The sequence below is a fragment of the Pseudoxanthomonas sp. 97-1-1 genome (assembly GCF_057773125.1).
On record NZ_JBYMTJ010000003.1, the window covers coordinates 459513 to 479183 of the forward strand.

At 67.3% G+C, this 19671-nt stretch carries 18 protein-coding genes; 12 read left to right on the forward strand and 6 right to left on the reverse strand.

The features are described from left to right. Positions 1-104 precede the first annotated feature (104 nt). From cysD to AC3DET_RS14030, 8 genes are all read left to right on the forward strand, one after another. Positions 105-1016 (forward strand): sulfate adenylyltransferase subunit CysD, encoded by a 912-nt coding sequence (gene cysD / locus AC3DET_RS13995; RefSeq protein WP_488392015.1) that lies wholly within the window; start codon positions 105-107, stop codon positions 1014-1016. Beyond that, positions 1016-1192, forward strand: coding sequence for a hypothetical protein (locus AC3DET_RS14000; protein ID WP_488392016.1), 177 nt, complete (start codon positions 1016-1018; stop codon positions 1190-1192). Before cysD ends, AC3DET_RS14000 begins: the two co-directional genes overlap by 1 nt. Beyond that, positions 1189-3063 (forward strand): sulfate adenylyltransferase subunit CysN, encoded by a 1875-nt coding sequence (gene cysN, locus AC3DET_RS14005; protein WP_488392017.1) that lies wholly within the window; start codon positions 1189-1191, stop codon positions 3061-3063. The genes AC3DET_RS14000 and cysN overlap by 4 nt, the downstream gene beginning before the upstream one ends. Positions 3064-3228: 165 nt before the next feature. After that, entirely contained in the window at positions 3229-4335 is a 1107-nt protein-coding gene (locus AC3DET_RS14010; RefSeq protein WP_488392018.1) for an efflux RND transporter periplasmic adaptor subunit, read from the forward strand. Between the two features lie 4 nt (positions 4336-4339). Continuing rightward, a complete protein-coding gene (locus AC3DET_RS14015) occupies positions 4340-7474 on the forward strand; it encodes an efflux RND transporter permease subunit (protein WP_337731547.1) in 3135 nt (1044 codons plus the stop codon). Further along, positions 7467-8015 carry a GNAT family N-acetyltransferase gene (locus AC3DET_RS14020; RefSeq protein WP_488392019.1) on the forward strand — a complete coding sequence of 183 codons (549 nt, stop codon included), beginning with the start codon at positions 7467-7469 and terminating at the stop codon, positions 8013-8015. The genes AC3DET_RS14015 and AC3DET_RS14020 overlap by 8 nt, the downstream gene beginning before the upstream one ends. A 112-nt stretch (positions 8016-8127) precedes the next feature. After that, the gene (locus AC3DET_RS14025) at positions 8128-9627 is read left to right on the forward strand and encodes an alanine/glycine:cation symporter family protein (protein WP_337731545.1); all 1500 of its coding nucleotides are present in this window, start codon (positions 8128-8130) and stop codon (positions 9625-9627) included. 1 nt (position 9628) lies between these two features. Beyond that, positions 9629-10504 carry a TrmH family RNA methyltransferase gene (locus tag AC3DET_RS14030; protein ID WP_488392020.1) on the forward strand — a complete coding sequence of 292 codons (876 nt, stop codon included), beginning with the start codon at positions 9629-9631 and terminating at the stop codon, positions 10502-10504. An 82-nt stretch (positions 10505-10586) separates the two neighbouring features. Here AC3DET_RS14030 and AC3DET_RS14035 read toward each other — a convergent pair whose 3' ends face one another. The 4 genes from AC3DET_RS14035 to AC3DET_RS14050 all read right to left on the reverse strand — a co-directional run bounded on the left by AC3DET_RS14035 (position 10587) and on the right by AC3DET_RS14050 (position 13581). Then, entirely contained in the window at positions 10587-11975 is a 1389-nt protein-coding gene (locus AC3DET_RS14035; protein ID WP_488392021.1) for a M28 family peptidase, read from the reverse strand. 92 nt (positions 11976-12067) lie between these two features. Next, complete coding sequence (gene mscL / locus AC3DET_RS14040) at positions 12068-12469, reverse strand: large-conductance mechanosensitive channel protein MscL (protein WP_337731542.1); 402 nt, start codon at positions 12467-12469, stop codon at positions 12068-12070. A gap of 64 nt (positions 12470-12533) precedes the next feature. Then, entirely contained in the window at positions 12534-13241 is a 708-nt protein-coding gene (locus AC3DET_RS14045) for a fumarylacetoacetate hydrolase family protein (protein ID WP_337731541.1), read from the reverse strand. 64 nt (positions 13242-13305) lie between these two features. After that, a complete protein-coding gene (locus AC3DET_RS14050; protein WP_337731540.1) occupies positions 13306-13581 on the reverse strand; it encodes a hypothetical protein in 276 nt (91 codons plus the stop codon). 90 nt (positions 13582-13671) lie between these two features. Here AC3DET_RS14050 and AC3DET_RS14055 point away from each other — a divergent pair, with 90 nt between their 5' ends. Beyond that, positions 13672-13995 carry a Rieske (2Fe-2S) protein gene (locus AC3DET_RS14055; RefSeq protein WP_337731539.1) on the forward strand — a complete coding sequence of 108 codons (324 nt, stop codon included), beginning with the start codon at positions 13672-13674 and terminating at the stop codon, positions 13993-13995. A gap of 15 nt (positions 13996-14010) precedes the next feature. Here AC3DET_RS14055 and AC3DET_RS14060 read toward each other — a convergent pair whose 3' ends face one another. Next, positions 14011-15093, reverse strand: a complete 1083-nt coding sequence (locus AC3DET_RS14060) for a methyl-accepting chemotaxis protein (protein ID WP_488392022.1) — start codon at positions 15091-15093, stop codon at positions 14011-14013. Positions 15094-15378: 285 nt separating this feature from the next. Between AC3DET_RS14060 and AC3DET_RS14065 the strand changes: the two genes are divergently transcribed. Continuing rightward, on the forward strand, positions 15379-15753 hold the full coding sequence (locus tag AC3DET_RS14065) for a hypothetical protein (protein WP_488392023.1): 375 nt from the start codon (positions 15379-15381) through the stop codon (positions 15751-15753). Between the two features lie 137 nt (positions 15754-15890). Here AC3DET_RS14065 and ettA read toward each other — a convergent pair whose 3' ends face one another. Further along, positions 15891-17558 (reverse strand): energy-dependent translational throttle protein EttA, encoded by a 1668-nt coding sequence (ettA, locus tag AC3DET_RS14070; RefSeq protein WP_062357777.1) that lies wholly within the window; start codon positions 17556-17558, stop codon positions 15891-15893. Positions 17559-17773: 215 nt separating this feature from the next. On the opposite strand from ettA, the gene AC3DET_RS14075 reads away from it, so the two are divergent. Continuing rightward, entirely contained in the window at positions 17774-18262 is a 489-nt protein-coding gene (locus AC3DET_RS14075; RefSeq protein ID WP_337731536.1) for an RcnB family protein, read from the forward strand. A gap of 149 nt (positions 18263-18411) precedes the next feature. Next, positions 18412-19665, forward strand: a complete 1254-nt coding sequence (gene glyA, locus AC3DET_RS14080; RefSeq protein ID WP_446538166.1) for a serine hydroxymethyltransferase — start codon at positions 18412-18414, stop codon at positions 19663-19665. Positions 19666-19671 lie beyond the last annotated feature (6 nt).

Below are 19671 nucleotides of genomic sequence, written 5' to 3' on the forward strand. Positions count from 1 at the left end.
CGCCGGCATGAGGCGCGAGCCGAATACTTCCCGGCCTCCGGACCCGGCACCAACGCCCTGCTAGGCTAGCGTGTCCGGGTCCTTCGCCTCCTTTGCCTGCCTCGATGACCGCCGTACCCCGCCTCTCCCATCTCGACCGCCTGGAAGCGGAAAGCATCCACATCCTCCGCGAGGTCGCCGCCGAATTCCGCAATCCGGTGCTGCTGTACTCGGTGGGCAAGGACAGTTCGGTGCTGCTGCACTTGTTGCTGAAGGCGTTCGCGCCGGCCCGGCCGCCCATCCCGCTGCTGCATGTGGACACCCGCTGGAAGTTCCGCGAGATGATCGCCTTCCGCGACTGGCGCGCCGCGGACACCGGCGTGGATCTGCGGGTACACATCAATCCGGACGGGATCGCTCAGGACATCGGGCCGATCAGCCACGGTGCCACCGTGCACACCGACGTGATGAAGACCCAGGGCCTGAAGCAGGCGCTGGACCAGTACGCCTTCGATGCCGCGATAGGCGGTGCCCGCCGCGACGAGGAGAAGTCGCGCGCGAAGGAACGCGTGTTCTCCTTCCGCAACGACAAGCACCGCTGGGACCCGAAGAACCAGCGCCCCGAACTGTGGAACCTGTACAACGCGCGCATCCACAAGGGCGAGAGCGTGCGCGTGTTCCCGCTGTCCAACTGGACCGAACTGGACATCTGGCTCTACATCTACCGCGAGAACATTCCGGTGGTGCCGCTGTACTTCGCCGCCGAACGTCCGGTGGTGGAGCGCGACGGCGCGCTGATCCTGGTGGATGACGAGCGCCTGCCGCTGCGCGACGGCGAAGTGCCGCAGCAGCGCCGCGTACGCTTCCGCACCCTGGGCTGCTACCCGCTGACCGGCGCCATCGACTCCAACGCCGATTCGCTGGAGAAGATCATCGCCGAGATGCTGGTGACCACCAGTTCCGAGCGCCAGGGCCGGGTGATCGACCAGGACCCGGGTGCATCGATGGAGAAGAAGAAGCTGGAGGGCTATTTCTGATGAGCATCCCTCCGCCGTCGTCCCAGCGCACGCTGGGATCGAAGTTGGTGTTCGCGCGATCAATGACGCTTGCCTGGGCTCCCTGCAAGATCAAAGTGGATCCCAGCGTTCGCTGGGATGACGATACCGGTCTGGAGTTGACGCGCATGACGATGATGTCGGTGGCCGCTGCATGAATACCGCAAGCGACATCGCCACCTACCTGAAGCAGCACGAATCCAAGCCGCTGTTGCGCTTCATCACCTGCGGCAGCGTGGACGATGGCAAGAGCACGCTGATCGGCCGCCTGCTGTACGACAGCAAGCGCCTGTTCGACGACCAGCTGGCCGCGCTGGAAAAGGACAGCCGCAAGCACGGCACCCAGGGTGAGCGCATCGACTACGCGCTGCTGCTGGACGGCCTGGCCGCCGAACGCGAGCAGGGCATCACCATCGACGTGGCCTACCGCTACTTCGATACGGACAAGCGCAAGTTCATCGTCGCCGACTGCCCCGGGCATGAGCAGTACACGCGCAACATGGCCACCGGCGCATCCACCGCGGACCTGGCGGTGGTGCTGGTGGATGCGCGCAAGGGCCTGCTGACGCAGACCCACCGGCACAGCTACATCGTCTCGCTGCTCGGCATCCGCCACGTGGTGCTGGCGGTGAACAAGATGGATCTGGTGGATTTCGACCAGGCCGTGTTCGAACGCATCGCCGCAGATTACCGCGCGCTCGCGCAGCGGCTCGGCATTGCATCGATCACCTGCATCCCGCTGTCGGCGCTGGAAGGCGACAACCTGTCCACGCGTTCCGCGCGCACGCCCTGGTACACCGGCCCCGCCTTGCTGGAACACCTGGAAAGCGTGCAGGTCGACGCGCACGATACCGGCGCGGGCCTGCGCCTGCCGGTGCAATGGGTCAACCGCCCGCACCAGAATTTCCGCGGCTATGCAGGCACGATCGCGGCGGGCGAGGTGAAGCCGGGCGACGAGGTGGTGGTGCTGCCGTCCGCGCGCCGTTCACGCATCGAGCAGGTACTTGGCCCGGATGGCGAAGTCGCCACGGCGCACGCCGGCCAGGCCGTGACGTTGACCCTGGCAGACGAGATCGACATCAGCCGCGGCGACGTGATCGCCGCCGCCGGCGATCCGCCCGAGGTCGCCGACCAGTTCGCCGCGCACCTGCTGTGGATGTCCGACGCGCCGCTGCTGCCGGGCCGGCCCTACTGGCTGAAGATCGGTGCGCGCACGGTGTCGGCCACGGTGACGGAGATCAAGCACCGCATCGACGTGAACACCCAGGAGCACCTGGCCGCCAAGCGGCTGGAGCTCAACGAGGTCGGCTACTGCAACCTCAGTCTGGATGAACCGGTCGCTTTCGATACCTACGCGCACAATCGCGCGCTGGGCAGCTTCATCCTGATCGACCGTTACGACAACGGCACGGCCGCTGCGGGTACGCTGGACTTCGCGCTGCGCCGCGCCGGCAACGTGCACTGGCAGCATGTCGATGTCGACAAGGCCGCGCGTGCGCGCCAGAAGGGGCAGGTGCCGAAAGTCCTGTGGTTCACCGGCCTTTCCGGTGCGGGCAAATCCACCATCGCCAACCTGGTCGACAAGCGCTTGCATGCACTGGGCTACCACAGCTTCCTGCTGGATGGCGACAACGTGCGCCATGGGCTGAACCGCGACCTCGGCTTCACCGACGAGGATCGCGTGGAGAACATCCGTCGCGTGGCCGAGGTGGCGAAGCTGATGACCGACGCCGGCCTGATCGTGCTGGTCAGCTTCATTTCGCCCTTCCGTGCGGAGCGGCGGATGGCGCGCGACCGGTTCGCCGACGGTGAGTTCATCGAGGTCTTCGTCGACGTACCCCTCGATCTCGCCGAGGCGCGCGATGTGAAGGGCCTGTATCGCAAGGCCCGCGCGGGGTTGATCCCGAATTTCACCGGCATCGATTCGCCGTATGAAACCCCCGAGCACCCCGATGTGCATCTGCACGCGGGCGAACAGGACCCCCAGACCCTGGCGCTCCAGGTGCTGGCGAAGCTGGGCCTGGAGTAACGCAAGGGCCGACCTCGCCGCAGCCGGCAAGGGTCATAGGTCATGGTTTGGCATGTGCACCCCATGCCCTTTGGCGCGTTTCCCGCACGAACCGCCGCATCCGCTGCAGCGTGTTTCACGTACGGCCGGTAGACTGCGTGAATAACGGAAATTACGGGAAGTTCCATGCTCAACCGATTTGCCCCCCGCGCCCTGCTGGTCGCGCTGCCCCTCTTGCTGCTTGCCGCCTGTGGCGGTGACAAGGGTGCGCAGGCGAAGGGCAACGGCAATGGCGGCGCGGGCGAGCGGCCCATCCCGGTCACCACCCAGGTCGTCCGGCAGGCCGCATGGAGCGACACCCTGCAGGCGCTGGGCACGGCGAAGGCACGCGAGTCTGTCACCCTGACCGCGAAGGTCAGCGAGATCGTGCAGGACGTGCATTTCGAAAGCGGCCAGCAGGTCAAGGCTGGCCAGACCCTGGTCACGCTGAAGGGCGACGCCGCGCAGGCCACGCTGGTGCAGGCGGAGGCGACCTACGCGGAGGCCGAACGTCTCTACCGTCGACAGAAGGAACTCGCCGACCAGCAGCTGATCGCCCGTTCGCAACTGGATACCCAGCTCGCGCTGCGCGATGCCGCCGCCGCGCGCGTGCGCCAGGCGCGCGCCGACATCGGCGACCGCAGCGTGCGCGCGCCGTTCGCCGGGGTCCTGGGCATCCGCCAGGTCAGTCCCGGTTCGCTGATCACCGCCAACAGCACCATCGCCACGCTGGATGACATCTCGCGCATGTACGTGGACTTCCAGGTGCCGGAGGCCGCGCTGGCGTCTGTCGAGGCCGGCAACACGGTGACCGCGACTGCTGCCGCGTATCCGGGCGAATCGTTCGAGGGCGAGGTGGAGACCATCGAAGCGCGCATCGACGCGACCACGCGCGCCGTGACCGTGCGTGCGGTGTTCCCGAATACCGAGCGCAAGCTGCGTCCAGGCATGCTGCTGGACGTACGCCTGTTCCGTCCCGAGCGGCAGGCGCTGGTGATTCCCGAGATCGCGGTGGTGCAGGTGGGCCGCGATTCGTTCGTCTACCGGGTCAAGCCGGATGGCAGCGTCGAGCAGGCGGCGGTGACCGCAGGCGTGCGGCGTGACGGCCAGGTCGAGATCATGAAGGGCATTGCCGCCGGCGACCGCATCGTCATCGACGGCACCGGCAAGCTGCGTCCGGGCGTGAAGGTGGCCGATGCCGCCCCGGCGGCGACGCCCAAGCAGGACGCCCCCGCCGCCGACGGCCAGGGCTGAGCGCATGAAGCTCTCCGATCTGTCGATCAAGCGCCCCGTCTTCGCGGTGGTGGTCAGCCTGCTGCTGGTCGTGCTGGGCGTGATGTCGTTCCTGCGGCTGACCCTGCGCGAACTGCCCAACATCGACCCGCCCATCGTGTCGGTGGAGGTGAACTATCCGGGCGCGTCGGCGGCGGTGGTCGAAACACGCATCACCCAGATCCTCGAGGACGGTCTGTCGGGCATCGAGGGCATCAAGACCATCCAGTCGAGCAGCCGCAACGGCCGCGCCGACGTGACCATCGAGTTCAACCTCAGCCGCGACATCGAGGCTGCCGCCAACGATGTGCGCGACCGTGTCAGCCGCGTGATGAACCGCCTGCCGGACGAAGCCGATCCGCCGCAGATCTCCAAGGTCGAGGCCGACGCCGACGTCATCATCTGGTTGAACATGCGTTCCACCGTGATGGACACGATGGAGCTGACCGATTACGCCGACCGTTACGTGCTGGACCGCCTGTCCGCGCTGGATGGCGTGGCGCGCGTGCAGCTCGGCGGCGGTCAGCGCTATGCGATGCGGATCTGGCTGGACCGCGAGGCGATGGCGGCGCGCGGCGTGACCACCGGTGATGTCGAGACCGCGCTGCGCGCGCAGAACATCGAGTTGCCGGCCGGCCGCATCGAATCGGCCACGCGCGACTTCACCCTGCGCGTCGAGCGCGGGTACCAGCGGCCGGAGCAGTTCGCCCAGTTGCCGCTGCGCAAGGGCGCGGACGGCTACGTGGTGCGGCTGGGCGACGTGGCCAAGGTGGAACTGGGTGCCGAAGAGCGTCGCTCCTACCTGCGCAGCAACGCGGTGCCGAACGTCGGCCTGGGCATCGTGCGCACGTCCACCGCGAACGCGCTCGACGTGGCGCGCGCGGCGCGCGCCGAGGCCGAGATCATCCAGCAGACGCTGCCGGAAGGCACCGACATCTTCGTCGCCTTCGACAGCACCACGTTCATCGAGGCCTCGATCGAGCGTGTCTACTGGACGCTGGGCGAGGCGATGGTGCTGGTGTTCCTGGTGATCTGGCTGTTCCTCGGCAGCCTGCGCGCGGCGCTGATCCCCGCAGTGACCGTGCCCGTCTGCCTGATTTCCGCCTTCATCGCGCTCTATGCGTTCGGCTTCTCGATCAACCTGCTGACCCTGCTCGCGCTGGTGCTCTGCATCGGCCTGGTGGTGGACGATGCCATCGTGGTGCTGGAGAACGTGCAGCGCCGCGCCGATCTGGGCGAACCGGCGCTGGTGGCCGCGCGCCGCGGCACTGCCCAGGTGGCCTTCGCGGTGATCGCGACCACGGCGGTGCTGGTGGCGGTGTTCCTGCCCGTCGGCTTCATGGAGGGCAACACCGGGCGCCTGTTCCGCGAGTTGTCCGTGGCGCTGGCGGCGGCGGTGGCGATCTCGGCCTTCGTCGCACTGACGCTGACGCCGATGATGTCGTCCAAGCTGGTGCGGCCGCATACCGAGCCGCGCGGACTCAACGCGTGGACCAACCGCACGCTGACCCGCGTCAGCGACGGCTACGGCCGGCACGTGGAGCGCCTGGTCGGCCTGACCGGCAAGCGCATCCTCGGCCTGGTGCTGGCGGCCATGGCGCTGTGCGGCATCGCCATCGTCGTGCTCGGCCTGCGCGTGCCGAGCGAACTGGCGCCTGCGGAAGATCGCGGCCGCTTCTTCGTCATGGTCGATGGCCCGGAAGGCGCGGGCTTCGACTACATGGTCAACCAGATGCAGCAGGTCGAGCGCATCGTGATGGGCCAGGTGGGCGGCGACAAGCCGATCGAACGCGCCAACTCGCGCGTGCCGCGCGGCTTCGGCGGCAGCGAGGACATGCATACCGGCCAGGTGATCGTGTTTCTGCAGGACTGGCACGAGCGCGAGGCCACCACGGACGACGTCGTCAACGGCCTGCGCGCCGAGCTGTCCAGGCTGCCGGGCGTGCAGGCGCGCGCCAACGTGGCCGGCGGCCTGGTCGGCAGCCGTGGCCAGCGCTACCAGCTGGTGCTGGGTGGCCCCGACTACGTCGAGCTGGCGCAGTGGCGCGACCGCATCCTGCAACGGATGGAATCCAACCCGGGCATCCAGGACCCGGATTCCGACTACAAGGAAACGCGGCCGCAGATGCGGGTGAACATCGACCGCGACCGCGCCGCCGACCTCGGGGTGTCGGTGCAGGAGATCGGCCGCACGCTGGAAACGATGATGGGCTCGCGCCAGGTGACCACGTACGTGGACAACGGCGAGGAGTACGACGTCATGCTGCAGGCCGGCCGCGACAAGCGCGCCAATACCGAGGATCTGGCGCAGACCTACGTGCGCGGCAGCGACGGCGCGCTGATCCCGCTGTCCAACCTGGTGACGCTGAGCGAGATCGCCGAGCCGGGCACGTTCAACCGCTTCAACCGCCTGCGGGCGATCACCATCAGCGCCGGCCTCGCGCCCGGCTACACGATGGGCGAGGCGCTGGAATGGACGCGGCAGACGGTGGCCGAGGAGTTGCCGGACTATGCGCAGATCGACTGGAAGGGCGAGTCGCGCGAGTACCAGGAAGCCGGTGGCGCGATCCTGCTGACCTTCACGCTGGCGCTGCTGATCGTCTATCTGGTGCTGGCGGCGCAGTTCGAGAGCTTCATCCACCCGCTGATCATCATGCTGACCGTGCCGCTGGCGGTGCTGGGCGCGCTGATCGGCCTGTGGGTCACCGGCGGCACGCTGAATCTCTTCAGCCAGATCGGCATCGTGATGCTGATCGGCCTGGCGGCGAAGAACGGCATCCTGATCGTCGAGTTCGCCAACCAGCTGCGCGATGACGGGGCGGATGTGGCGCGCGCCATCGCCGAATCGGCGCGCGTGCGCCTGCGTCCCATCCTGATGACGTCGGTGGCCACGGTGATGGGCGCAGTGCCGCTGGTGCTCGCCGGCGGCCCGGGTTCGGCCAGCCGGGCGACCATCGGCGTCGTGGTGATCTTCGGCGTGACCTTCTCCACGCTGCTGTCGTTGTACGTGGTGCCTGCGTTCTATGCGCTGCTGGCGCCGTACACGCGCTCGCCCGAAGCCGTCGCGCACGAGCTGGGCAAACTGGAAGCGGAAACCCCTTCCGTGGGCGGCCATGGCTGAGTCCGGCGGACGTCCGTTCGCCGGCGTCCGGCTGGAGGGCGAGGGGTTCGTGCTGCGTGCCTGGCAGCATGATGACCTGGACGCCCTGGTGCGGCATGCGGATGACCCGCTTGTACCGCGCGGGTTGAGCGACCGCTTCCCGCATCCCTATACGCGCGCGGATGGCGAAGCCTTCCTCGCCGGTCGCGTGGTCGACCTCGATCATCCCGTGCTCGCGATAGAGATCGGCGGCGAGGCCTGCGGCGGCATCGGCGTGCGCCCACGCCACGGCGAGAAGGCCCATGCGGCGGAACTGGGTTACTGGCTGGGGCGCCGCCATTGGGGACAGGGACACATGACCCGCATCGTCGCGGCCTACCTGGAATGGGCGGTGCCTGCGCTCGATCTGCATCGGATCGAGGCCAACGTGCTGGACGTCAATCCCGCCTCGGCACGGGTGCTGGAGAAGAACGGCTTCCAGCAGGAAGGCGTGCGCCGTGCGGCCGTGCGCAAGCCCGACGGGCTGCACGACCTGCGGCTCCTGGGCCGGATCTGGCCCTGAATCCACGTGGGGACTGCGCAGCGGCGCAGGTTACGGGTATCTTTCAGGGACTTGGCAGCGCTCGCCCGCCGCTTTCCCGCATCCCTGCATCAACGACCGGAGACCCATCCCCGTGGAAGCCTTTTTTGCCTGGTTGAACGGCATCATCTGGAGCAATGCGCTGATCGCGCTGTGCCTGGGTGCCGGCCTGTGGTTCACCATCCGCACCCGCGTCATGCAGGTGCGCGGTTTCGCCGAGATGTGCCGCCTGACGGTGACGGGCCAGAAGTCGGACGCCGGCGTGTCTTCGTTCCAGGCGCTGGCGATCTCGATGGCCGGACGCATGGGCATCGGCAACATCGCCGGCGTCGCCACGGCGATCGCCTATGGCGGCCCGGGCGCGGTGTTCTGGATGTGGGTGATGGGCTTCCTGGGCGCGTCGACCTCGTACATCGAGTGCACCCTGGCGCAGATCTACAAGGAGAAGGACGGCGAAGGGCGCTATCGCGGCGGCCCGGCGTACTACATCGAGAAGGCGATGGGGCTGAAGTGGTACGCGGTGACCTTCGCCGTGGCGACGGTCATCGCCACCGGCCTGCTGCTGCCGGGCGTGCAGGCCAACGCGATCGCCGACAGCGCCACCAACGTGCTCTGCGGCATGGGCGACTGCGCCGCCGTGGGCGGCACCGGCGCGTTGAAACTCTGGATCGGGCTGGGCGTGGCGGCCGTACTAGCGGTCATCATCTTCGGCGGCATCAAGCGCATCGCGACCTTCGCCGAGGTGGTGGTGCCGTTCATGGCGCTGGCCTTCATCCTGATGGCGGTGATCGTGATGATCGCCAACGCCGGCAAGGTGCCGGCGATGTTCGCCGACATCTTCTCCAGCGCGTTCGGTGCGCATGCGGCCTTCGGCGCGATCATCGGCCAGGCCATCGCCTGGGGCGTGAAGCGCGGCATCTACGCCAACGAAGCCGGCCAGGGCACCGGCCCGCACGCCGCCGCGGCCGCCGAAGTCTCGCACCCCGCCAAGCAGGGCTACGTGCAGGCGTTCGCGATCTACTTCGACACCATGCTGGTGTGCACCTCGACGGCGTTCCTGTTGCTGTCGACGGGCATGTACAACACGTTCAAGACGGTCAGCGAGAACGGCAAGGACACGCTGGTCGAGATCTTCTCCGGCGTTCCCGGCCTGCAGCCATCGGAAGGTGCGCAGTTCACCCAGGCGGCAGTGGAATCGGTGCTGCCGGGCTGGGGCGCAGGCTTCGTGGCGCTGGCGCTGTTCTTCTTCGCCTTCACCACGATCATGGCCTACTACTACATGGCCGAGACCAACCTGACCTACCTGGCCGGCGTGAAGAAAACCCACCCGCTGGCGACGCTACTGCTGCGCCTGGGCATCGTGGGCATGGTCGTGTTCGGCGCGTACCACAACGCCGCGATGGCGTGGACGCTGGGCGACATCGGCGTGGGTCTGATGGCATGGTTGAACGTCATCGCCATCCTGATCCTGCAGAAGCCGGCCCTGATCGCGTTGCGCGACTACGAGCGGCAGAAGAAGCAGGGGCTGGACCCGACCTTCGATCCGGAAGCGCTCGGCATCCGCAACGCGCACTTCTGGAAGAAGCAGGCCTGACGTGAGCAATCCCTGGAACACCCGTCCGCCGCGTCCGCCCGGCAATCCGCCGGATCGCCGGCGTCCGCCAAGGGCGCAGGATGAGCGTCCACCCCGCGTCCAAGCCTCCGGTGTCGAACGTCCTGCGGACGCTTCACGCGAGGAAATGCGCCTGTACGGTCTGAATGCCGTGCAGGCGGTGTTCGCGCGGCGCCCCGACGCCATCCGCAAGCTGTATCTCCTCGAAGCGCGCATCCCCGCGCTGAAACCCCTGCTGGCATGGTGCGTCAAGCACCGTGTCGGCTACCGGGTGGTGGAGGAGGGTGATCTGGATCGCCTGGCTGCCAGCACGCACCACGAAGGCGTGGTGGCCGACGTGCTGAAACTGGCGCCGTCGCCGATGACGGACTGGTTGCGTGCGCTTCCCGAGGGACAGCCGGCCGCAGCGCTGTGGCTGGACGGCGTGGGCAATCCGCACAACTTCGGCGCCATCCTGCGCTCGGCCGCGCATTTCGGCGTGGCCGGCATCCTGCTGCCGCGCGACTCCACGCTGGCGCTGTCCGGTGCCGCCGCGCGTGTGGCCGAGGGCGGCGCCGAACAGGTGCCGCTGGTGCGGATGGGCCACCCGGAGAATGCGCTGGCGCAATTGCGCGGCGCAGGCTTTGCGCTGGCCGCCACTGTCGTGCGCGGGGGAGATGACCTGTTCGCGGCAAGACTGCCGCAACGCTTGATCTACGTGATGGGCGCGGAAGGCGAGGGCATGGATGCGCGCCTCGCCGAGGCCTGCGACCTGCGCCTGTCGATTCCCGGCAGCGGTGCAGTCGAGAGCCTCAACGTCGCCGCCGCGACGGCGGTGTTCCTGGCGCAGTGGAAGCAGCGTCTGTCGACAAAACTGTAGGAGGGGCTTCAGCCCCGACTTCGTTTTTTTGCGATCTCGGTAGTCAGCAGTGAGGGTCGGGGCTGAAGCCCCTCCTACAGGTCTACTCCTTCAGCTGGCTGCCGAAATCGCCCTCGGCTTCTGCCGCCAGGTACGCGAACACCGTGTACGCCGCGACATTCTGCGCCAGCGCCGCCGGGTCGATCTTGTCCAGCGTGTCATCGGCGTTGTGGTGCAGGTCGAAGTAGTCGCTGCCGTCCTGCGCCAGCCACGCCCACGCCATGCCCTTCGCGGCGAATGGACTGATGTCCGGGCCTGCGCTGCCCTTGCCGGGTGCGTACTCGATGCCCAGCGGCGCCAGTGCCTGCGCGATCTGTTCGGTCGCCTTGCGCGCATGGTCCGGCGCGCCGGTATTGAACGCGTAGATGCGGCCCGCGCCGAAGTCGCTTTCGGCGGCGATCTGGTGGCGCGTGATGTCGGCCAGGTACTTCTCCGCGTAGGCCTTGCCGCCGTAGAGGCCCTGCTCTTCGTTGGCGAAGGCGATTACGCGGATGGTGCGCTTCGGCGCCTGCTTGAGCTGGCCGATCAGATGCCCCGCCGCCATGGTGATGCCGATGCCCGCGCCGTCGTCGATCGCGCCGGTGCCCAGGTCCCACGAATCCAGGTGGCCACCGATCACCACCACTTCCTTGGGCAGGCTGCGCCCGGTGATCTCGCCGATGACATTGTGCGAGGTGTACTCGCCGTCCCAGCCGCAATCCAGTACGAGCGACACGCGCACCGGGCCGCGCTGCAACAGGCGCGCCAACTGGTCGGCATCGGGGATGGTCAGCGACGCGGACGGTACCGGCGTCAGGCCCTCGTCGAAGCGCGTGATGCCGGTATGCGCGACGCGGTGGTTGTCGGTGCCGGCCGAGCGCATCAGGAACGCGATGGCGCCCTTGCGGATCGCCGCCGAGGGTCCTTTCGAGCGGATCGCGCCGCCGTTGCGGTAGTCGCTGCCGTCACGCGCGGCCTTCATCGGATAGTCGACGAAGGCGATCTTGCCGGCCAGCGAGCCCGCCGGTGCCGCTTCAAGTGCGGCCAGGTCGGCGAAGCGCACGATCTCCGCGTCCACCTTGCCCGCGGGGCTGCCGCCCAGCGCGGTGATCGTCAGCGGTTGCGCGTGCGTGCCGAGCACGGCCGCGCTTTCGCTGCGGCGCACCCACTTGGGAAACGTCACCGGTTCGATCCAAACCTTGTCGAAACCCAGTGCCTTGAACTTCGCCTGTGCCCACGCGACCGCCTTCGCGTCGGCCTCGCTGCCGGCCAGGCGCGGGCCCACTTCGGTCGTCAGTGATTCGACGACGTTCCAGCCGGTGCGGTCCGTGAGGGCCTGCTCGCGCAGTTGCGCGGCAGTGGCCAGTGCGGTGTCGGGGATGCGGGTTTCGCGGGAGGCGGCGAAGGCGGGCGCGGTGACGGCCAGGGCAAGCAGCAGCGGAGCAAGACGCATGGAGGGTCCCGGAAAACGAAGGCCACGAGCTTACCAGCCCGTGGCCCCGTGTTTCCGTCGACGGCGTTGCCGATCCGGAACGCCGCGTGCCGTTATTTCTTCAGTGCGTCCCGGATCTCGCGCAGCAGCACGATGTCCTCGGGCGTGGCGGCTTCCGGCGCGGGTGCACGCACGCGGTTGTAGGCTTTCAGGAACAGGAAGATCACGAACGCGATGATCAGGAAGTCGATGGCGGTCTGCAGGAAAGCGCCATACTTCAACAGCAGCGCCGGCACGATCTCCTTGCCCGCCGCATCCACCTGCGCCGCGCGCAGGGTCACCGCCAGGTCGCTGAATTTCACGCCGCCCATCGTCAGGCCCACCAGCGGCATCACGATGCCATCCACCAGGCTGCTGACGATCTTGCCGAACGCGGCACCGATGACCACGCCGACGGCCAGGTCGACCACGTTGCCGCGCGACACGAACTCCTTGAACTCGCTGATCATGCCCATCCCATGTCCTCGTCAGTCGGCGCCTCTGCGGCGTCGGCGCCGACTATATCGCACGCACCGTCGATCAGCCGGCAATACGGCCGCGCAACTCGACCACGCCGTCGAGGGTGGCGGTGAACGTGTCGCCCGGCACCAGCGCAGCCACGCCTGCGGGCGTGCCCATGAAGACCAGGTCGCCCGCCTTCAGCGCGTAAAGCATGGACAACTCGTGCAGGATGTCGGCCACGTCCCAGATGAGGTCGTGCAGCGCGCCATGCTGGCGCATGTCGCCGTTCACCCGCAGGGTCAGCGTGCGGTCTTCCAGCACCCCGACATCCGCCGCTGGAACCAGTTCGCTGACCGGTGCGGAATGATCGAAGCCTTTGCCGGTATCCCAGGGCAGGCCCTTGGCCTTGGCCGCGCCCTGCAGGTCGCGACGGGTCAGGTCCAGGCCGACGCCGTAGGCGATCACCAGCGCCTTCGCGGCCCCGGGGGAGAGCGGTCCGGGCGGTGCGTCGCTGCCCAGTGCGACGACCAGTTCCACCTCGTGGTGCAGGTCGCGCGTGCCCGGCGGGTAGGGAACATCCGCATTCGCGGTGACGATCGCGTCGCCCGGTTTGTGGAAGAACACGGGGCTGCCGCGCTCGGCCTTCGAAGCGGGTGCGGTCGCGCCCATCTCGCGCGCGTGGTCGGCGAAGTTGCGGCCCACGCAGAAGATGCGGCGCACCGGGAACGTGCCGCCACCGCGCACCGGAACGCGCGGAACAGGCGGAGCAGGGATGATGTCGGTCATGTCGGCCACCCGGGGAATGTGGCCGCAGAGTGTAGGCGGGAACGCGCTCGCCCCGCCAAGATGCTCAATGCGAGAGCGGCAGCACCGGCTTGCGGACCACGTGGTACTCCGCGTCGACCACCCGCGCATCGCGCGCGCTGGGCTTGCCCCGCTGGCGCAGGAGCTTGTAAGCCAGGCCGCCGGCGATCATCGCGGCACCGACGAACACGCTGAAGAACACCAGCACACCGAGCAGCAGCACACCCAGCAGGCCCAGGCCGACCCGCAGCAGCGGATGGCGCGGCTTGCGCGGAGCGAACACGTGGCGGAAGGCATTGAACTGGAAATGGCGTGCGTACATGGCGTTGCGTCGTGACAGAATGCGGCCGGAGCCGGTACGCGCAGTATCGGATGACCGTTTGATGACCGTGTGAGGACTTCGTTAAGCGACATGCGACTGAGCGCACTGAATGACATCGCCGACGGCGGTTTCGCCGAGGTTGAAGCCGTGATCGGCGACGATGCCGAGTCGTTGATCCTGCATCGCGATGGCGGCGATGTGCGCGCATGGCTCAATGTCTGTCCCCACGCCGGCAGACGGCTGGACTGGGCGCCCGGTCAATTCCTCAAGAGCAAGGACGGCCACCTTGTCTGTGCCGCCCACGGCGCCTCGTTCGAACTCGTACGCGGTGACTGCGTCGCCGGGCCCTGCCGCGGCGATTCGCTGTGCGCCGTCGCCGTGCAGGTGCGTGACGGCGAGGTGTGGCTGGACTGAGTCGCGCTGCTGGCGTCAGTCGACGCCTTGCACGATCACGCAATGCCAGCCGGTGCGGTAGGTCTCGTAGCCGGGTGACGCGGCCTGTGCCACGCAATGGGGGCGGCCTTCGATGGATACGTCGATCGCGCCACGGGGCTGGGCGAACAGGGATGCATGCCCAGGAAAATCGAGTCGCGAGGCATCCGCGCCGGACTGCGTGTCGGCCAGCAACCGGCCCTGCGCATCGACGATGCAGACCCGGCTACGGCGCCATTCCACCTCCGACAATGGCGTCCGTTCCACGATGGTCTGCGCCAGTGCGTCCCATCGGAACACAATGCCGAGCACGCCCAGCACGCGCCCCTGTACGCGACCGCCTTCGCGCACCGTGCAGGCGTAAACCAGTACGCGCTCACCGCCCGCAAGCGTGCTCGCATGCATGGACTGGAAGCCGAACTCTTCGCCATTGCGCGTGGACATGGCGGACTGGAACCATTCCTGCTGCGCGACCGAGTGGCCTGCGGACGGGTACTGGCGTGGCCGGCCATTGGTCAGCACATTGCCTTGCAGGTCGGTGAGCACGAGGTCGAAATAGACGGTGTAGGAATCCAGTATCTGGCCGAGCCGCTGGCTGGCATGCGTGAGCGCGGCCGGTTGCGGGTCGTGTGCGGCGGCGACGATCGCCGCATCGGTAGCCCACCAGCGCACATCGCAACTGCGCTCGTACAGGTTGCGGTCGATCAGGTCGATGTTGGCCAGCGCCAGGTCCGTCAGCCGCGTCCGGCGCACGTCGGTCTGCAGTTGGTCCAGTCGCTCGCGCAGATCGGTGCTGGTGCGACCCGCCATGCGGTCGATTTCCTGCGCGGTGTCGCTGACCCGTCGCGACAGCGTGTCCATCTCTTCGGCGATCACGCCGAAGCTGCGTCCGGCGCTGCCGATACGCACGGCCTCGATGCGTGCATTCATCGAGATGATGCGGGTGATGCGGTTGATCTCGTCGATCTTCTGCAGCGATTGCCGCAGTTGTTTCAGCAAGGAATCCGACAATCCCGATACCGACTGGATGTGGTCGTCGATGCCGGCGTCGGGCACGGGGGCGACAGCGCATGCGTTCATGGAACTCCTTGTGGGGAAGGGGGCGGGGCGACACGGCGCCGGAATGCGGCAGCGTGAAGTCGCTCCCCGTGTTGAGGCGCTATCGGCGCGCAAGCGGAGTGCTTTAATCGGCACCGTCGCGGTGCGCGATTTCCCCGGGATGGGGCGGCCGGGCGTCGCGTGTTGGACGCATGCGCGACGCTTGCCTGGAATCCGCGCACCACGGACAGGGGACCGGCATGGGCGACGCGAGCAACTGCATCGCCGTCCGCGTTGGCGACCACGTCCAAGTCGATCGGCGATTGGATGAACGCCTATTTCGCGGCTGCGACGTTGCTGCTGTTGCCGTTCGAAGCAGTGGCGTTCCGGTTGGCCTTTCACCGCGTCGGTTCGCTGAACTACCCGGAATGGCTGGTGATAGCGGCCTTCCTGACCGTCCAGACCTTTGTCTTCTGGTCGATCGCGCTGCTTCTGCAACGCTGGGTCCCGGGTTTGCCGGCGTGGTCGGTCTTGGTCTCGACGGTTTACGGCATCTTTTCGTTGATGCAGCTGTTTCAGCCGTATGCGCGCTGGAAATCGCTGCTGCGCGGCCTTCTGGGTTGTGGGCTCTTCTTCGTTGTCATCCAGGTGGTAATGGGGGTAGCGGTGGCAGTGGTGATGGCGACCTCCGTCGGAGGGTAGTACCCCACCTTGCATTCGATTGCCGCACATTTGCAGGTCGAACGCAGTGACCGATCGCAGACCAGAACGCCGGCACAGGGCCGGCGTTCTCGTTGGGCAAGGTCAGAGGCGATCACGCATCTGTGCGCGCAACCACGTCACTTCAGCGCCTTGAACCGCAGGCGGTGCGGACGGGCGCCGTCTTCGCCCAGGCGACGCTTCTTGTCTTCCTCGTACTCGCGGTAGTTGCCCTGGAAGAACTCCACGTGCGAGTCGCCTTCGAAGGCGAGGATGTGGGTGGCGATGCGGTCCAGGAACCAGCGGTCATGCGAAATGACGAAGGTGTTGCCGGGGAACTCCAGCAGCGCGTCTTCCAGCGCACGCAGGGTTTCGATGTCCAGGTCGTTGGACGGTTCGTCGAGCAGCAGCACGTTGCCGCCCTGCAGCAGCGTCTTGGCCATGTGCAGGCGGCCGCGTTCACCGCCGGACAGCGAGCCCACCATCTTCTGCTGGTCCTGGCCCTTGAAGTTGAAGCGGCCGATGTACGCGCGCGACTGGATCTCGACGCCGTTGATGTTGAGGATGTCCAGGCCGCCGGAAATCTCCTGGAAGACGTTGTGGTTGCCTTCGAGCTTTTCACGGCTCTGGTCCACGTACGCCAGTTGCACGGTGGGGCCGGTGGTGATGGTGCCCGAGTCCGGCTTTTCCTGGCCGGTGATCATCTTGAACAGCGTCGACTTGCCCGCGCCGTTGGGGCCGATGATGCCGACGATCGCGCCGCCCGGCACCAGGAAGCTCAGGTTGTCGATCAGCAGGCGGTCGCCGAACTTCTTCGAGACATTCTTGAACTCGATGACGTTGTTGCCCAGGCGCTCGCCCGGCGGGATGAAGATCTCGTTGGTCTCGTTGCGGCGCTGGTAGTCGACCGACTGCAGCTCTTCCAGGCGCGCCAGGCGCGCCTTGCCCTTGGAGCGGCCACCCTTCGCGTTCTGGCGCGACCACTCCAGTTCCTTCTGGATGGCCTTCTGGCGGGCCTTTTCCTGGTTGTCTTCCTGCTTCAGGCGCTCGTCCTTCTGCACCAGCCAGTCGGTGTAGTTGCCCTTCCACGGGATACCGCGACCACGGTCGAGCTCGAGGATCCATTCGGCGGCGTTGTCGAGGAAGTACCGATCATGGGTCACGGCCACCACGGTGCCGGTGTAGCGGGCAAGGAACTGTTCCAGCCACTCGACGGATTCCGCGTCCAGGTGGTTGGTCGGTTCGTCGAGCAGCAGCATGTCCGGCTTCTGCAGCAGCAGGCGGCACAGCGCCACGCGGCGCTTTTCGCCGCCGGACAGCTTGCCCACGATGGCATCCCACGGCGGCAGGCGCAGCGCGTCGGCGGCCACGTCCAGCTGGTTTTCCAGTGTGTGCGCGTCGCCGGCGGCGAGGATCGCTTCCAGACGCTCCTGTTCCTTGGCCAGGGCGTCGAAGTCGGCGCCTTCTTCGGCGTAGGCGGCGTACACGGCTTCGAGGGCGGCCTGCGCCTGCAGCACATCGCCCACGCCTTCCTCGACGGCCTGGCGGACGGTGTGTTCAGGGTTGAGCTCCGGCTCCTGCGCCAGGTAGCCGACCTTGATACCGGGCTGCGGGCGGGCCTCACCCTCGAAATCCTTGTCCACGCCGGCCATGATCTTCAGTACCGTGGACTTGCCGGCGCCATTCAGGCCCAGCAGGCCGATCTTGGCGCCCGGATAGAAGGACAGCGAGATGTCCTTGATGATCTGCCGCTTGGGCGGGACCACCTTGCTGACCCGGTTCATGGTGTAGATGTATTGCGAGGACATGCAGGCTCCGGTACGCAGGCCCCGGCGCCCGGCCGGGGACGGCGGGCGGGGAGGCAAATTGGGAATGCGGCGATTATAGCCGCTAAGGCTCGCCCGACCGCTGGCTGAATACGTTTCGCCAACCCGCCTTTGACACAGCCGTAACCGTTTTCCAGCGGGAATCGGTTCAGATGCGATCCGCATCATGGACTCACGTGCCACACAGAGGGGTTTCCATGAATACCAAGCGCATTTTCCAGAGCATGGCCTGCGCCGTCCTGGCCTTCGCCGTCACCGCTCCCGTGCTGGCGCGCGACGATGATCGCGGCCACGACCGGGGTCGTTCGCACCACTACGACCGCCGGGATGACCGGCGGGATGATCGCCGCGACTGGCGCGAAGACCGCCGCGATGACCGTCGCGACTACCGTGATCAGCGCCAGGCGTACCGTCACGGCTACCACGATGGCCGTCGTTACGACGACCGCCGCTACTACGCACCGCCGCGCGTGGTCTACCGCCCGGCGCCCGGCTACCATCGCTGGGCGAAGGGCCAGCGTTACCGCGACTACTACCGTGGCCCGGTGTACGTGGTGAACGACTACGATTACTACGATCTGCGCCGCCCGCCCCGTGGCTACCACTGGGTCCGCGACGACCGCGGCAACATGCTGATGGTGGCCATCGCCACCGGCATCATCGCGGACCTGCTGCTGCATCACTGAAGCCCAAGGTCGGGTGTGACCGAAAAGCGCGCTTCGGCGCGCTTTTCTTTTCGCGGCGGTGGGCAAGCGGGACCGGGAGGGCGCTTCGTCCGTGGGGTCCCGGGCGGGCTACAATCGGCCCTCCCGACCGACCTTGCCCCGGAGACCCGATGTTCCCGCGCGACGCCCGCATCGAAACCTACGATCCCGAACTGGCCCAGGCCATCGCCAACGAGGCGCGCCGGCAGGAGGATCACGTCGAGTTGATCGCCAGCGAGAACTACGCCAGCCCCCGCGTGCTGGAGGCCCAGGGCAGCGTGCTGACCAACAAGTACGCCGAGGGCTACCCGCACAAGCGCTACTACGGCGGTTGCGAATACGTGGACATCGCCGAGCAGCTGGCGATCGACCGTGTGAAGCAGCTGTTCGGCGCCGACTACGCCAACGTGCAGCCGCATTCCGGCTCCCAGGCCAACCAGGCCGTGTACTTCGCCCTGCTGAACCCCGGCGACACCATCCTGGGCATGAGCCTGGCCCACGGCGGCCACCTGACCCACGGCGCCAAGGTCAACGCCTCGGGCAAGCTGTTCAACGCCATCCAGTACGGCGTGAACGACCAGGGCCTGATCGACTACGACGAGGTCGAAAAGCTCGCCCTGGAGCACAAGCCGAAGATGGTCGTGGCCGGCTTCTCCGCCTACTCGCAGGTGGTGGACTGGGCGCGCTTCCGCGCCATCGCCGACAAGGTCGGCGCCTACCTGTTCGTCGACATGGCGCACGTGGCGGGACTGGTGGCCGCCGGCGTCTACCCGAATCCGCTGCCGCATGCCCACGTGGTCACCTCGACCACCCACAAGACGCTGCGCGGTCCGCGCGGCGGCATCATCGTGGCCAAGGGGGCGGGCGAAGAGATCGAGAAGAAGCTGCAGAGCATCGTCTTCCCGGGTATCCAGGGCGGTCCGCTGATGCACGTCATCGCGGCCAAGGCCGTGGCCTTCAAGGAAGCGCTGGAGCCCGAATTCAAGGACTACCAGGCGCAGGTGGTGAAGAACGCGCAGGCGATGGCGAAGACGATCATCGCGCGCGGTTACAAGATCGTGTCCGGCGGCACCGAAAACCACCTGATGCTGGTCGACATGATCGGCAAGGACGTCAGCGGCAAGGATGCGGAAGAGGCGCTGGGCAAGGCGCACATCACCGTCAACAAGAACTCCGTGCCGAACGACCCGCGCAAGCCCTTCGTGACCTCGGGCCTGCGCATCGGTACGCCGGCGGTGACCACGCGCGGCTATGGCGAGCAGGACTGCATCGACCTGGCCAACTGGATCTGCGATGTGCTGGACGCGCCGACCGACGAGGCCGTGCTGGCGAAGGTGCGGGACAACGTGACCGCGCAGTGCCGGAAGTACCCCGTCTACGGCTGATCGACG